Origin of the sequence: Paraburkholderia ferrariae NBRC 106233, assembly GCF_000685035.1 — a bacterium.
GTDB classification, from domain to species: Bacteria; Pseudomonadota; Gammaproteobacteria; order Burkholderiales; family Burkholderiaceae; genus Paraburkholderia; species Paraburkholderia ferrariae.
Genome location: NZ_BAYB01000008.1, coordinates 142,578 through 157,156, shown reverse-complemented (window position 1 = coordinate 157,156; position 14,579 = coordinate 142,578). Strand labels below are relative to the sequence as shown.

General features: G+C 67.1%; 13 protein-coding genes and 1 pseudogene. 4 read left to right on the top strand and 10 right to left on the bottom strand.

Annotated elements, in window-relative coordinates; translation table 11 throughout:
- Nucleotides 1–18: 18 nt before the first annotated feature.
- From BFE01S_RS09480 to BFE01S_RS38070, 6 genes are all read right to left on the bottom strand, one after another.
- Nucleotides 19–1,506, bottom strand: coding sequence for an efflux transporter outer membrane subunit (locus tag BFE01S_RS09480; RefSeq protein WP_028225275.1), 1,488 nt, complete (start codon nt 1,504–1,506; stop codon nt 19–21).
- Complete coding sequence (locus tag BFE01S_RS09475) at nt 1,503–2,510, bottom strand: efflux RND transporter periplasmic adaptor subunit (RefSeq protein ID WP_028225274.1); 1,008 nt, start codon at nt 2,508–2,510, stop codon at nt 1,503–1,505. Before BFE01S_RS09475 ends, BFE01S_RS09480 begins: the two co-directional genes overlap by 4 nt.
- 5 nt (nt 2,511–2,515) lie before the next feature.
- Nucleotides 2,516–2,728: a DUF1656 domain-containing protein gene (locus tag BFE01S_RS09470; protein ID WP_028225273.1), complete on the bottom strand. Its 213-nt coding sequence runs from the start codon at nt 2,726–2,728 to the stop codon at nt 2,516–2,518.
- A gap of 36 nt (nt 2,729–2,764) precedes the next feature.
- Entirely contained in the window at nt 2,765–4,900 is a 2,136-nt protein-coding gene (locus tag BFE01S_RS09465) for an FUSC family protein (RefSeq protein WP_028225272.1), read from the bottom strand.
- Nucleotides 4,897–5,373, bottom strand: a complete 477-nt coding sequence (locus tag BFE01S_RS38075; RefSeq protein ID WP_042337399.1) for a MarR family winged helix-turn-helix transcriptional regulator — start codon at nt 5,371–5,373, stop codon at nt 4,897–4,899. Before BFE01S_RS38075 ends, BFE01S_RS09465 begins: the two co-directional genes overlap by 4 nt.
- Before the next feature lie 145 nt (nt 5,374–5,518).
- Nucleotides 5,519–6,250: an HAD family hydrolase gene (locus tag BFE01S_RS38070; RefSeq protein WP_042337398.1), complete on the bottom strand. Its 732-nt coding sequence runs from the start codon at nt 6,248–6,250 to the stop codon at nt 5,519–5,521.
- Between the two features lie 218 nt (nt 6,251–6,468).
- On the opposite strand from BFE01S_RS38070, the gene BFE01S_RS09450 reads away from it, so the two are divergent.
- Nucleotides 6,469–7,227, top strand: coding sequence for a class I SAM-dependent methyltransferase (locus BFE01S_RS09450; protein ID WP_028225271.1), 759 nt, complete (start codon nt 6,469–6,471; stop codon nt 7,225–7,227).
- A gap of 43 nt (nt 7,228–7,270) precedes the next feature.
- On the opposite strand, the gene BFE01S_RS09445 is transcribed toward BFE01S_RS09450, so the two are convergent.
- The gene (locus tag BFE01S_RS09445; protein ID WP_084169677.1) at nt 7,271–8,575 is read right to left on the bottom strand and encodes a pyridoxal-phosphate-dependent aminotransferase family protein; all 1,305 of its coding nucleotides are present in this window, start codon (nt 8,573–8,575) and stop codon (nt 7,271–7,273) included.
- Here BFE01S_RS09445 and BFE01S_RS46245 point away from each other — a divergent pair.
- A pseudogene (locus BFE01S_RS46245) lies at nt 8,574–8,918 on the top strand (ABC transporter permease subunit); the annotation flags it as partial. The gene BFE01S_RS09445 and the pseudogene BFE01S_RS46245 overlap by 2 nt on opposite strands.
- 191 nt (nt 8,919–9,109) lie before the next feature.
- Complete coding sequence (locus BFE01S_RS09435; protein WP_028225268.1) at nt 9,110–9,697, top strand: DUF4337 domain-containing protein; 588 nt, start codon at nt 9,110–9,112, stop codon at nt 9,695–9,697.
- A gap of 44 nt (nt 9,698–9,741) precedes the next feature.
- On the opposite strand, the gene BFE01S_RS09430 is transcribed toward BFE01S_RS09435, so the two are convergent.
- Nucleotides 9,742–10,197 carry a hypothetical protein gene (locus BFE01S_RS09430; RefSeq protein WP_028225267.1) on the bottom strand — a complete coding sequence of 152 codons (456 nt, stop codon included), beginning with the start codon at nt 10,195–10,197 and terminating at the stop codon, nt 9,742–9,744.
- A 142-nt stretch (nt 10,198–10,339) separates the two neighbouring features.
- Nucleotides 10,340–10,798: a DUF2501 domain-containing protein gene (locus BFE01S_RS09425; protein WP_028225266.1), complete on the bottom strand. Its 459-nt coding sequence runs from the start codon at nt 10,796–10,798 to the stop codon at nt 10,340–10,342.
- A 565-nt stretch (nt 10,799–11,363) separates the two neighbouring features.
- On the opposite strand from BFE01S_RS09425, the gene BFE01S_RS38065 reads away from it, so the two are divergent.
- Entirely contained in the window at nt 11,364–12,482 is a 1,119-nt protein-coding gene (locus BFE01S_RS38065) for a transposase (RefSeq protein ID WP_052420838.1), read from the top strand.
- Between the two features lie 89 nt (nt 12,483–12,571).
- On the opposite strand, the gene BFE01S_RS09415 is transcribed toward BFE01S_RS38065, so the two are convergent.
- Nucleotides 12,572–14,092, bottom strand: coding sequence for a mannose-1-phosphate guanylyltransferase/mannose-6-phosphate isomerase (locus BFE01S_RS09415; protein ID WP_028225265.1), 1,521 nt, complete (start codon nt 14,090–14,092; stop codon nt 12,572–12,574).
- Nucleotides 14,093–14,579: the final 487 nt, after the last annotated feature.

Sequence of the window (14,579 nt, the reverse complement as noted above, 5' to 3'; positions counted from 1 at the left end):
TTTCTCGCGGGAAGAGGGCTATTTCGCGGTCGCGCCCGCAGTCGCAGTCGCGTTCCCGTTGCCCTGCGGTTCGGCAGCCGCTTGCTGCCAGCCGCCGCCGAGTGCGAGGAACAGCTTCACTTGATCGACCGCCACCTGTCCCTCCGCCGCCGCCACTTCGGCGTGCACGTTCGTCAGCGTGCGCGTGGCATCGAGATCGGCGAGGAACGACTCGCGTCCCGCTGCATACAGCCGGTGCGTTTCGTCGGCCGACTGCTGTGCGGAGGCATACGCCGCCCGCAGCGCTTCGGTGCGCTGGTCGTCCGCGGCGTAGGTCGCGAGGCTCGTTTGCGTTTCTCGCAACGCGTTGAGCACCACACCGTCGAAGCGGGCCAGTGCGCCGCTCGTGGCCGCCTGCGCCTCCTGCACGCGTGCGCGCTGGCCGTTGACGGGGAAGGTCCAGTTGATTAGCGGTCCGAACGACCAGCTATTCGTGGCCGGCGTGAACAGATCGCCCGTTACCCCGATCGAACCCACTCCTGCGCCGAAGCTGATCGACGGATAGAGTTCCGCCGTCGCCACGCCAATGCGCGCCGTGGCGGCCGCGAGTTGCCGCTCGGCCTCTCGCACGTCGGGGCGGCGCTTGAGCAGGGCGGCGCCGTCGCCCACCGGGATCGGCTGCTTGAGCGTGGGCAACTGCGAGCACGAGAGCGCGGCGGGCGGCAGGTCGGACGGCGAGCGCGCCAGCAGCATGGCGAGTTGATATTGCGCGATGCGGCGCTGGCCTTCGAAGCGCGGGATGGCGGCGGCCACCGTCTCGGCCTGGGTCTGGCCGCTCGTCACGTCCGGCTGATTGCCGCGGCCAGCGTCGCGCAGCCGTTTGGTGAGGGCGACGCGCTCCTGCTGCAGCTTCAGCGACTCTTTGGCCACCGCGAGCTCTTCGGCGGCCGAGCACGATTCGACGTAGGCCTGCACCACGTCCGCAACGACGGTGATGCGCGCGAGGTCGGTAGCGGCGAGCACCGCTTCGTCGTCGGCGTTGGCCGCTTCCACGCCGCGCCGCAGCTTGCCGAAAAGGTCGATCTCGTACGAAACGTTCACGCCCAGGTCGCCCAGCGTGGCCACGGGCACCTTGCTGAACAGCAGATACTGTTCTCCCGATACCTGCGCGCGCTGGAACGCGGCGCTCGCGCTGCCCGAGAAGCCGCCCTGTTCCTTGGCGACCTCGACGGCCGCGCGCGAACGCGCAAGATTGGCCGCCGCCACGCGCAGGCTCGTATTCGACTTCAGCGCTTCTTCCACGAGATCGTTGAGCACGGGGTCGTCGTAGAGGCGCCACCAGTCGTCGGGCACGTCGGCCTGCGATACCGGCGCGCCCGCGGTGCCCGCAATCGGCCCCTGCGCGAGCGGTGCGTTCACGAGTGCGTCGCCCGGCAGCTTGTAGTTCGGACCGACATTCATGCATGCGCCGAGCGCCAGCGTCATGGGCGCCAGCGCGAAGGCACGCCACAGGCTGCGGCGCGTCATTGCGAGGCTCCTGCCGCGCGGGCGGGAGCGCTGGCCGTTGCGGCCGGGGAAGCACTTGTTGAGGGCTGCGAAGCGACCGTGGTGCTTGCACCGCTGGCACCGGCAGCACCCGCGGCGGCCTGCTTCTTCCTGTCGTCTTCCGGCGTATGCACCGCGACCGTCGCCGTGCGGCCCGCGATCATGCGGAAGTCGTCGGGCACTTCGTCGAGCGCCACGCGCACCGGAATACGCTGGGCGAGCCGCACCCAGCTGAAGGCCGGGTTCACGTTCGGCAGCAGGTTCGCGCTCGGCGTGAGGTCGCGATCCTCGATGGCGGCGACGATGCTTTGCACGTGCCCGCGCAGCACGTGCGGCTCGCCCATCACCATGATGTCCACGGGCTCGCCGATATGGATGCCGGAGAGCTTGGTTTCCTCGAAATAGCCGTCCACGCGGAACGAATGCATGTCGACCACGGAGAGCACGGCACGCCCGGCCGAAACGTATTCGCCCACGCGCGGCGCGCGGTCGTTCAGGTAGCCGTCCACGGGGCTCACGATGGTCGTGCGCTGCAGGTTCAGGCGCGCGGTGTCCACCTGGACCTGGGCGTCGGCGGCGGAGGCTTCGTCCTGCTCCACGCGCGTGCGGCTTTCTTCCAGCGTTTCGCTTGCCACGAGATTGCCGAGCGTGAGGTTGCGCGCGTATTCGCGTTTGGCCTGGGCCAGTGTGGCCCGACGTTGCGCAAGCGTGGCCTGCGCGAGCCGCAGCGCGAGCGTGTAGCGCGCCTGATCGATCACGAACAGCACCTGGCCCTGCTTGACCTGCTGGCTGTCCACCACCTCCACGTCGGTGATGAGGCCGCCCACGTCGGGCGCGACCTGGATCACGTCGGCGCGCACGTGGCCGTCGCGCGTCCACGGCGCAAACATGTAGTAGTTGACGATGCGCCACAGCACGAGCGCGGCGACCACGACGACGATGAGCGTCAGCAGGATCTGTCCTGCGGAGAACCAGGTTTTTTTCACGTTAGTCAGTAAGGCATGAATCGGTGCGACACGATGATGACGCCGGCGAGCACGAACACGTAGATGCCGAGGTCGAAAATGGAGCGGTGCCAGACGAGCCGGTAGAAGCCGATGCGCACCAGCACCTTGCCGATCACGACGTTGATGAGGTACGCGATCAGCATCAGCACGAGCACGGCGGGCACGAACACGCCGAAGATATCGACTTCACCGATCATGATGTGGCTCCCGGAAGAGGGCGCGGAAAAACGGGCTCATGCCTTGGCCTCGGTTGCGCTATGGGGCGCTTGCCCCGCGTTGTTCGGAAAGAGCGAGAGCCGCATGCCCACGAGCGCGTGCAGCGTGTCGCGCAGCCAGCGCTGCGAGGCATGGGCGCGGCGCGCCTCGCCCGCCGCCGTGCTGCCCGGCGCGGGCGTGGCGGGCGAGGGCGCGACGTTGTGGGAAGCGATGCGGCCGAACGCGTCGTCGATGGTGTCGAGCAGGGCCTGCGGCGCGGGCTCGCGCGTGCTCGCGCTGGCGCAGCGCTGGTAGTAGGCGCTGACGCCGGCCAGCACGCGGTCGATCGCATCGGGCACCTCGCCGCTAAGCCGGCGGCGCGAGCGGCGCAGGTCGAGCGCGTTCAGCGCGATGCGCAGATCGCGGAAGCTCTCGATCGACGGATGGCGATGCTCGTCGGAAGCCCCGAGACGCGGCAGCAGTTGCATCAGGCGGTCGAGCATGCGCGAGGCGAGATTGCGCTGGTTGTCGAGCGGCGCGGAAGAAGCGCTCATCGCCACGTCATACCAGCTCGAACGCAGCAGGCGCCGCGCCGCGAGTTCCGCGCCGAAGGGGCGCGTGGCGCGGGTCCAGAGAAAGGCGAACAGGAGGCCCGCCACGCCCGCGAGATTGCTGTTCAGGAAGACGAGGAAGTCGGCCTCGTAGGCGCTCTGGATGCTGATGAAGGTGGCCGTGTTCACGGCTACGAGCATCGTCACCATGTTGAAGGCCGGGCGCGGGATCAGCGTGCCGATCAGGATGAACGGTCCCGCGAACATGATGACGAGCAGCTCGAAGTCGTGCACGTGCGGCAGCACGACGAAGAGGTAGAGGCCCGCGAACACCACGCTCGCGCAGGTGGCGGCGAAGAAGCGGAACACCATGGGCGCGGGTTCGTCGAGCGCGGCGAAGAAGCTGCATGCCACGGCCGCGAGGGAGACCGCACCCGCGCCGTCGTGCCAGCCCGAACTGATCCAGAGCGCGCTTGCCACCACGATCGCGCTCACCGGCACGAGACAGGAAATGAGCATCATGCCGCGGTCGAAGAAGCGTTCCGTGCCGCCGAGCCGCCAGTGGCGGTAGCGCGGCAGCCACGTGCCTTCCTCGCAGGCGATCAGCGCCCGCAATGTTCTGCAGTCCTGCCAGACGTCGATCACCTGGCCGAGGCGCCACAGTGCGTTCGAGAGCACCGCGCCCTCCCAGCGGCCGAGCGCTTCGCGCGAGGGCTGCAGGGCCGCGACGCGGGCGCGCAGCGCCTCCGCCGCCGGGTCGCCGGCTTCGTCCTGCATCTCGGAGACCCGCATGGGCAACGGGGAGTCGAACCATTTCGCGGCGTCGGCGAGCAGGGCGTCGAGACCTTCGGGCCGCGAATTCAGACGCAGCAGCGCGACGAGCGGATCGGCCAGCGCCGACATCATCGGCAGGAAGAGCTGCATGCGGCCGCGCAGCGACTCGGCGCGCGCGAGAATTTCCGGGTGCGTATGGTCGTAGCTCAACTGGCTGAGCAGGAACTCGAGGCCGTTCACGGTGATGGCAAGGCGCTGGCGGCAGGCCGAAATGGCCGTGCCCGCGAGGTGGCCCGAGAGCGTTTCGCGGCCGTAGAACGCGGCGTCGCGAAACCAGGTATCGGCGCGTTCGATGAGCGTGGGCGCGAGGCGGCTGGGCAGAATGACGCTGCCCACCACGCTCGCGCACACGATGCCGAGCGTGATTTCTTCGGTGCGCGTGATTGCCACGTCGAAGATGGTGGTGGGATCGGTCACGGTGGGCAGCGCGATGAGCGGCATGGTGTAGCCCGCGAGCATGAACACATAGCTGCGCGCCGTGCGGTCGGAGATCGCGAAGAACAGCAGCGTGCCGGTCCACAGGGCGACGATCACGCTGAAAACATAGGGCATTTCCACGAAGGGCGGCACGAGCACGATGGCGGCGAATGCGCCCAGCGCGGTGCCGAGCGCGCGATAGAGCGCCTTCGAACGGGTGGCCCCCACGAACGGATTCGAGACGATATAGACCGTTGCCATCGCCCAGTAGGGGCGCGGCAGTTCGAAGTAGAGCGCGAGATAGAGCGCCAGCATCGCGGCCGCGAAGGTCTTGACCGAGAAGAGCCAGTCGCGCACGGTGGGGTAGGTCATGGCGCCGTTCGCTCGCGGCGGGAGGCCTCGGCGGCCTCGGCCGCTTCGGACGCGTTGAACGCGTTCAGGACGCGCAGCGTCGCTTCGAGGTCGGCGCGCGTCACGCCCTTGAGCACGCGGCCCCGCAGCGCGCGCAGGTCCTCTTCCATCTTTTCGGTGACGGCGCGGCCGGCGTTGGTGAGCGTGATGGTCTTGGCGCGGCGGTCGTCGGGGTCTTCGTCGCGGCGCACGAGGCCCGCGGCGCAAAGCTGGTCGAGCAGGCGCACGAGCGAGGGCCCTTCTATGCCCACGTGCTCGGCAAGTGTGACCTGCCGCACGGCCTCGCCCAGGCGCCCCGCGATCAGGAGCGGCGTGGAGCAGGCTTCGGAGACGTTGTACGCGCTGAGCATGCCGTCGCTCGTGCGCCGCCATTTGCGCGCGGCCAGGACGAGCGTGCTGCTGACGGCCAGACGTAAGGTATGAAGATTCGACATCGGCGGGATGATAGCTGAATGCGATTTGGTAGCAAACTATCTTTTCCGGCTAACGACGCCATCACGCGATGGTAATCGAGTCGGCAGAAGGGTGCTACGGAAGTGAGCGGCGTGTCGGTTTTGCGCGACTTTCCTGTGCCGGTTTTTAGCCCGATTTGGGCGGCTTCCCGGCGCGGCTTGACGGCCAGGCGGCCGGAGGCCGCCAGCGTGCGAGCAGGTCCGGCAGTTCGGCCATGTCGGTGAAAACATGGGCCACGCCGGCTTCGCGCAGCGCCTGGGCGCTGCTGTGGCCGGGCGCAGGCGGACTGTAACCGAACACCGTGGCGCCGGCGGCGAGACCGGCGCGTGCGCCCGTTACCGTGTCCTCGATCACCGCGCAGCGCGCGGGCGCGGCCTTCAACCCGGCCGCGGCGGCCAGGTAGACGTCGGGATGCGGCTTGCTGCGCGGCATTTCGTGGCCGCTGAAAATGCGCCCGTCGAAGCAGTCGAGGAGGTTCACCTTGCGCAGTTGCAGTTCCACCTTGCGGCGGTCGGCGCCCGAAGCCACCGCAATACGCCCGCCGAAGGCCGCATGCACCGCGCGCACGGCCGCGGGCGCGCCCGGGATCTCCACGAGGTCGCGCTCCAGCGCTTCGTTGCGGCGCGCGCGGAAGCCGGCCAGCCAGGCTTCGTCGATGGTGTAGCCCGTGTGGGCCTTGATGCGCGCCGCCTCGTCGATCACCATCTTGCCCACGAAGATCTGCATGGCTTCTTCCACGGCCAGCGTCCAGCCGAGTTCGCCCAGCAATTGCACGAGCACCTGGTGGGTGATGCGTTCGGAATCGACGAGCACGCCGTCGCAGTCGAAGAGCACGGCGTCGAAGGGGGAATGGGACATCGTCGGTCTGGGGCGGTGAGAACTGGGGCGGCGAGCTTACGCCGTGTGCAGGAGGGCGATGATACCCGGAGCGGGCGCAACATGCGACGCTCGCGGGCAGGTGCCGGGATGCCCCGGTTCGCACCGGTTCGCACATGAGCCGCCGCGGACTGGAGCAAAGCGCCTCAAACGCGGGACAATAGCGCTTTCGCATTCCTCGCACTCCTTCCTCCCAGCCGATGTCCTCCGAAAAACCCACGCCCTCCGCCGATCCCAACGAACTGCCTGGCCGCACGAACTACACGCAGTTCGCCGACCGTTATGCGCAACGCGTGCCCGAAAAGCCGCACAACGCGCTCTACGAGCGGCCCGCCACGGCGGCGCTGCTCGGCGAGGTCGCGGGGCTGAGCGTGCTCGACGCCGGCTGCGGGCCCGGCATCCTGAGTGCGAAGCTGGCCCGGGCCGGCGCGCGCGTGCATGGATTCGACGTGACGCCGGCCATGATCGCGCTGGCCCGGGAGCATTGCGCGGGGCTGCCCGTGGAAGCGGTGCTGGGCGACCTGGGGCGGCCGCTCGACTGGCTTGCCGATTGCACCTTCGAGCGCATCGTCTGCTCGCTCGCACTCGACTACGTGGAGGCGCTGGAGCCCGTGTTCGCGGAATTTCACCGCGTGGCGAAGCCCGGCGCGCAACTGGTCTTTTCGATGGCGCACCCCATGCGCGACTGGATCGACACGCGCACGCGCGGCGAGCGCAGCTACTTCGAGACGACGCGCTTCGGCCTGCACTGGGGCGGCTTCGGCGAGCCGAAGCCGTATATCGAGGCGTTCCGGCGGCCGCTGGCGGATATCGTCAATGGCCTGAGCGCGGCAGGCTGGGTCCTGGACCGGCTGGTGGAGCCGCGGCCCGCGCCGGAAATGAAAGCGGTGGCGCCTGCGCTGCACACCGAACTCGAACTGGCGCCGGCCTTCCTCTGCATTCGCGCGCGGCGAGCCTAAGCCGGTTTGTCTTGCGGGCCCCGCGCGCCGCCTGCGCTACGCGCTACGCGCGGCGTGTCTCGCGCACCGCCGCGGAAAGCGATTCTTCGAGCGCGGCCACGCCCGCGGGCAGATCGACCTTGCCGCCCAGATCGCGGATCGTGCGGCCGAGCGCGTGCACCGTGCGAAACAGGTTGTGCTCGCGGCACTGCTCGCCCATCTGGCCGATGCGAACGATAGGCAGACCGAACGATCCGGCAATCTCCACCTGATACTGCTGCGAGATGTGATCGCACACGGCCCGCGGCGTCATTTCCTCCGGCAAGCCGATCCCCACCACGGAATTGAGGCGGCAGTCTTCGGGCGTGTAGAGCGCGAGGCCCAGTGCGGCCACGCCGCTCTGCAGCGCAAGCGAGCAGCGTTGATGGCGCGCGAAACGCTTCTCCAGCGTTTCCATGCAGACGAGCCGCAGTGCTTCGTGCAGCGCGAGCACGCCCGAAACCGGCGCGGTGTAGTGATAGCCCGCCTTGTGCCAGAAGTTTTCGGCGAGCGTGGCGTCGAGGCACCAGTGCGTGTTCGGCGCGGTGCGCTCGCGCACGCGTGCCCAGGCCGCATCGGAGAACGCGATCAGCGAAACCCCCGGGATCGACGAAAGGCCCTTTTGGCCGCCCGTGATGACCACGTCGATACCCCAGGCGTCCATGTCGAGCGGCATCGTGCTCAGCGTGCACACAGCGTCCACCACCACGAGCGCGCCCGCCGCCTTGGCAATTTGCACGATCTCCCGCAACTGGCGGTTCCACACCGTATTCGACGTTTCGCCGTGAACGATCGTGACGATGGCGGGCCGCGTGCGCGCAATGGCTTCGGCCACGGCTTCGAGCGAGGCGATTTCGCGGTCGGGCACGGCGAGCGTTTCGACGTCGGCGCCCACGCGCCGCGCCATTTCCGCCATCCGATGGCTGAAGAAGCCGTTCACGATGGAGAGCACGCGCGTGCCCGGCCATGCGAGGTTCGAGACGGCCATCTCCATGGCGGCCGACCCCGGGCCCGCCACGCCCAGCACCCAGTTCGAGCGCGTCTGGAACACGTAGCGCGCCATGGCCTTCACCTGATGGATCACGCGCGCCATGGTGTCGCCGAGGTGGTTGATCACCACCGAGTTGGCCTTGGCCACTGCCGCCGGAATGGGCACGGGGCCGGCGCCCATCATGAGGAGCGGCTCGTCGGGCAGGATGCCGTCGAGCGGTTCGACCTCGGGGCAGGGCACGGCCACGGCGGACTCCGGCGCGGCCCCGGCCGCCGCCGCTGCAACCGAGAAGTGGCGTTCTGTATCGGCGGGCGTGGGGCGAAGCGTGGTGTCGTTCATGGCAGACCTTGCAGACGGGGTTGATGCAGCCCGGGCAGCGTGCACGGGCAAGAAGGGGAGCCTGCAGTGTTGTCGCGCGGGCCCGGTCTGGCCATGTACAGTTGCGGCGATTTTCGGTGAACAGTCGCGCTTCTGTCGCTCGCTGGGCCTCAATCCCACGCGCGGGAAGCTCTTGGCGTTCACGCCCGGCGCTTCGTTCGCACGCCTCGCCGGCGCATTCTTCGCGGCGCGCCAGGGGCTCGTCACGCCCGAATCGTTCACCTTCGTCGCATCGGCGCTGATCTTCGCCGCGGTGGTGGGCGGCATGGGCTCGCAGCTGGGCGTGGTGTTCGCCGCGCGCCTCTTCGGGCCGCCTGCCGCGCACAGCGAATCCTACGGTTTGCTTTCTGTTCCATGACCCGGGCATTTCCTGCCGCGCCGATGCAAATTGCCTACTGGACAAGCGGGCCGCGCTCACGATAATTGACGCTCCCGAAAGGCGGGAGCGTCCCCGGAAGGCGCGCGCCTGATCGGGTGTTATCGGAGAGTCCTGGGATGTCTGAAGAGTACGAGGTGCACGGGCCGCACGATCACGCGGTCGAGCATGCAGGCCACGGCGCGCATGGGGATGCCGATCCGTTCGCGAGCCGCATGGCGGTCATGACGGCGATCCTCGCGTCGATCGGCGCGATCTTTGCCTACCAGAGCGGCACGAGCGAAAATCTCGCGCTCTATTACAAGAACGAAGCGGCCATACGCAAGACGGAAGCCGCGAACCAGTGGGCGTACTACCAGGCAAAGGGCGAGAAGGAAAATCTCGCGGAGCTGGGCGAGGCGCTTTCGGCGAGCAACCCGGAGGCGCGCAGCCGCTTTGCCGCCGATGTCGATAAATATCGCCAGCAGAAGGAGCCGATCCGCGCCAACGCCGAAGCGCTGGAAAAGGCCGTGGCGCAGGACGACGCGCGCAGCGAGGCGCTCATGCACGGCCATCACCGCTGGGCGCAGGCCACCACCGCGATCCAGATTTCGATCGCGCTCACGGCCATTACGCTGCTCACGCGGCGGCGCTGGCTGCTGTATGCCTCGATCGGCATTGCCGTGACCGGCGCGGTGATGGGTGCGCTGGCCTTTTTCGCGCCCTGAGCACCTCGGCGCATCCAGCAGTCTCCAGCGGCCCCCAGGGGCCTCTAGCCGCCGCAGACGATGGCGGTCAGCAATAGCGGCACGACGGTATGCACCGTCGCGCCGCTGTGGCTTTCGGATACGCGCAAACGCACCGGGTCCGCGGGCGCGGACACCACGACGCCGTACAGCGGCGCTTCGATCGCTTTGCCCGAACCGTGGTGAAAGAGCGTGTCGTCCCGCTCGTAGCCAATCACGACGTAGATAGGAAAGCCGAACGCGCTGAGCTGGTTGCCGCGCACGGGGCGAAACGCGTTGACCGAATTCGCTTCGACCCGGCTGGGTTGCGGATCGATCGACTTTTCGTCGATCAGCGACGAAATGAAGGTGTGGGGGTTCGAGCGGCAGTCGAACTGTTCGTCGTGCGCGTCGGCATGCGCGAACAGCGGCGCGAGGAGGGCAGCCAGGCCCGCGAAGAGCCGGGCCAGCAACCCGATGGCGAAGGGGCGGCGCTGAAGCATGGCGATAACGACTGCAACAACCGGATAACCCATTCGACACCCGAACGCCGTTCATGTTCAAGGGGTGCGGCACAATAATTGCGCCGCAATGCGCGCTGCGCCACACGCCGCCCGCACCGGCGGGCGGATTTTACTCCCTCGGTTACAGCATCGATTTCGCCTGGCTCAGGATCTTGTCGCACACCTGGCGCGTGGCGGCTTCCTTGAGGCCGCCGCCGGAGAGATCCACCTGCGAGCCGTTGCTGGCGGTGAGGATGCCGTTGCTGCCCTGCGTATAGCCGCTATCGGTGGTGTTCTCGCCGCCGGGCAGCTTGCTGAGCAACGAGTCTTTCACGCTGCCCGCGCTGGACCCGCTGAGGTAGTTGTTCTTGATGCAATACTGCAGCAGGCCCGTGACATTGCCGAGACTGTTCGAACTGAGCGAGGCGCCCGGAACCGCGCCGCCCAGTCCGCCCAGCCCGCCCAGTGCATTGCCGGCCGAACCCGAACCGCTGCTGCCGCCCTGGTTGAGCAGGTTGCCGAGCTGCGCGTAGGCGGTGCTCCAGGGCAGAACGAGCGCGATGGCCACGGCGGCAGCGGCGCGAGTGACAGATGCTTGCATACTCCTTCCTCCAGAGTGACGAGACTGCGCTTCACTATAGAGGGATTCGCCTGCGCGCCGCGCGAACATGGCCGCGGATATGCAAGGTGCAACCCGGCGCGCGGCGTAGTCATCATTGTGTCATTTGTTGCATGCACAACAGCAGGTGAGAAAGATGTGCCGTGCGCAGGCATCGCGAGTGGCATACGGGGCATGCCACTCGCATACCGCACGAGACGGGTCGCCAACCATGCCGAAGCAAGAAATCACTTGCTTACAGGGGCTTTTCGGCAATATTCACGCCGTGCTCCGCGCGATTTTGTTTCTAACCGTAACACTTATTACGACCCTCCTCGCGGCTGGTTTCAGGTGGTATGCTTCCTGCACAAATTCTCCCATGCACGAGTGAGACCACGTTCTTTGCGTCAATAACGTGAACATCTGCACAGCCCGAGTGCAGCGATGAACGCAAATGAACCAGGTAGATAAGCATATGGTGCAACCGGGTATTCCAACGCGGACAACCATGATCCGCGAGTGAAGGACTCAGTCACTGCAGCCCCGGTCCGGCTGCGTGGAGAACAGCATGAATTTCGAAGAACTGAGCGATGACGAATGGACGTTGGTGTCTACGCTCGTGGCCGATGAACCGCCCATCAGGCTCAATCGTCGCGGCCGCCCCCGCGCCGAGCCGAGGGTGGTGGCCAATGCCGTCCTGTGGATCTTGAGCACGGGCGAATCGTGGTCGCGCCTGCCCGCGCGCTATCCGTCCGGTCCCACGTGCCGTCGTCGTTTCGATGAATGGCACGTGAACGGCACGCTGATCGAGATCGTCAAGCGCCTGAGTGTGGCGGGGCGCAATTTCGTCTATGTGCCGGAGCCTGCCGTGCCCCGTGTGCCGTCCTCGGCGCCGGCGGTGGAAGCCGTTGCTGTCGAGGCGGTGGAAGACGACGGTTTGCCGGCGGTGTACTGGAAGAGCCCCGAAGCCTGGCAGGCACCGCAGGTGCCCGCGCATGCCGCGGTGCTGGCCGATCCCATCGAGAGCATGACGCGCCAGCTTGCGCGCACCGATCCTGCCGATCCGGGCAGGCCGGAGCGCACACAGGCTGCGCGCCCACGCACGCAGGCTGCCGCGTCGCCCGCTCACGCCGGCGCGCAAACGTTAGCGCGGCCGCGCGACGAGAGTCCCGCGGCCGCGCGGCGTGTGCCGGGCCGTGACCACGGCGGTGTGCCGCAGTCCGCACAATCGGTCCAGGTGGCCGAGTGGCACGGCTACGTGATGCATCTCACGGTGCAGCCGGTGCGCAACCGCATGTATCGTGCGGCGGTGGAGATCCACAAGGACGGCAAGCGCCTCGAGCGTTCGGGCCTGATCGGCCCGCCGTTCCAGGATCGCGATGGCGCGAAGCACTTCGCCTTCGACTGGGCGCGCAAATGGATCGAGCACGAGTGCCGCGGCGAGCCGGGCGAAACGCCTGGCGCGCAGAGTGCCACGCGCGTGTCCGGCGGCGTCGTCACGCGCCCGGTGCCGGGAAGTGTCGCGGCGCCGGGCAACGTCCGGCATGCGCCGCTGCAGCGCTATTCGGCTTCGGGCGCGCTGCTGCCGCCGGCGGATGGCCGCGATGCGAATGCCTCGGCATGCAATGGCGAACGCCGTTCTGCGGAGGCGCATTTCAGGCCGCTCGCCGGGTCTCGCGCAAGCTGACAAGCTTGAACAAGCGGTTGAGCAAGAGAGATTGAGCAAAGCCGCGGGAGAGGCGCGAGGCGACGTGCCTCGCGCGTCTCCCGCTCGGCTCACTGCCGTCCGTACTGATCGTCGAGGCGCACGATATCGTCCTCGCCGAGATACGAGCCCGATTGCACTTCGATGATTTCGAGCGGCATCTTGCCGGGGTTTTCCAGCCGATGGGCAACGCCGAGCGGGATATAGGCCGACTCGTTTTCGGAGACGATGAAGCGCTCCTCGCCGCGCGTGACGAGCGCGGTGCCGCGCACGACCACCCAGTGCTCGGCGCGATGATGATGCATCTGCAGCGAAAGGCGTGCGCCCGGTTCGACCACGATGCGTTTCACCTGGAAGCGCTCGCCGCCGTCGATGCAGTCGTAATGACCCCACGGGCGATGCACGAGGCGGTGCGTGACCGCCTCGCTGCCGCGCGCTTCGCGCAGGCGCTGCACGACCTTTTTCACGTCCTGCGCGCGCGAGCGGTCGGCCACGAGCACGGCGTCCGCCGTTTCCACCACCACGAGATCCTGCGTGCCGAGGCACGCAATCAGCCGTCCGTCCGAGTGGGCGAACGTGTTGCTCGCGCCTTCGAACATCACGCGGCCCTGCGCCACGTTGCCTTCGTCGTCCTTCGGCGAGACCTGCCACACGGTGTCCCAGGAGCCGAGGTCGGTCCAGCCCGCCGCAAGCGGCACCACCACGCCGTGCGCGACCGAAGGGTCGCTCGCGAGCGATTCCATGACCGCGTAGTCGATGGAGTTCGAGGGCGTGTGCGCGAACGCTTCACGATCGACGCGGAAAAAATCGCCGTCCTGCGTGCCGCGTTCGGTGGCGGCGGCACAGGCATCGTAGATGGCGGGCTGGAAGTGGCGGATGGCCTTGAGCCACGTGGAAGCGCGCATGATGAAGATGCCGCTGTTCCACCAGTAGCGCTGCGATGCTACGTACTGCTGTGCAAGTTCGAAGTAGGGCTTTTCGACGAAACCGTTCAGGCGCCGCGCGCCGCCGGGTTCGGCGGCGGCGAGCGGTTCGCCCACGTGGATGTAGCCGTAGCCCACCTCCGGGCGCGTGGGCACGATGCCCATCGTCACGACATGGCCGGCCGCTGCCTGGCGCACGCCTTCGGCAACGGCGGCCTGGAACGCATCGAGGTCGGCGAGCGCATGGTCCGCGGGCATGACCACGAGAATGCCGTCCTGGTGCTCGGCCACGACCGAAAGCGCGGCCAGCGTGAGCGCCGGTGCGGTGTCGCGCCCCGCGGGTTCGAGAATCAGGCGGGCGCGCTTGCCGGCCTGGCGGACCTGGTCGGCCGTCGTGAAGCGGTGCTCTTCGTTGCAGACGATCAGCAACTGGTCGGCGAGCGCCACGCGGCCGGAGAGGGCGTCGAGCCGCATGGCCGTTTCCGCGAGCAGCGAATGCTCGCCCACCAGATTGATCATCTGCTTGGGGTAGTGCTCGCGTGACAGGGGCCACAGCCGCGAGCCCGCGCCGCCCGCAAGCACCACGGGGCACACCTGCAGCGCGCTGCGCGATTCTGCGCGGACTTCGGCCGCACGCGCCGCCACTGTTGCGGAACCCGTATCCGTCATCTCGATCTCCTGAAAGGGGGTTTCGGTGATGCGATTTGTAGCATGCTTAAAATCGGTAATAAACCGGAACGCAAATAAGAAATCGGAAAATATTCTTTTCAAATAAAAAGAGGGTTTTTATTCGCACATTCATTCGATAAAAAATCCATGAAAAATGACGGGATGAGTGTCCGTTGGCGCTTTGGAACCGGCGTCAGAGGGTGGAAATTACGGAAAAATGTGCCGGAAACCCGCGTGTGCACGGCGTCATCGGCATGCGTTTCCGCAAATCTTGCCGAAAAAAATCGATGAAAAATCTGCGGGAATACCCGAAACATTTCGAGATACTTTTGTGCCTTGCGGAATCAATTTTTATCGCGCTTTATTAGGGTTTATTCGGATCCGATTTGGCGGCACCGGCAGGACCAGGTGCCGCATTCCCAGAATATCGAGGAGACGGCCACCGCTCAGGTGCGGGGCTGCGATCCACTTTTTTAAACCGAGGTGC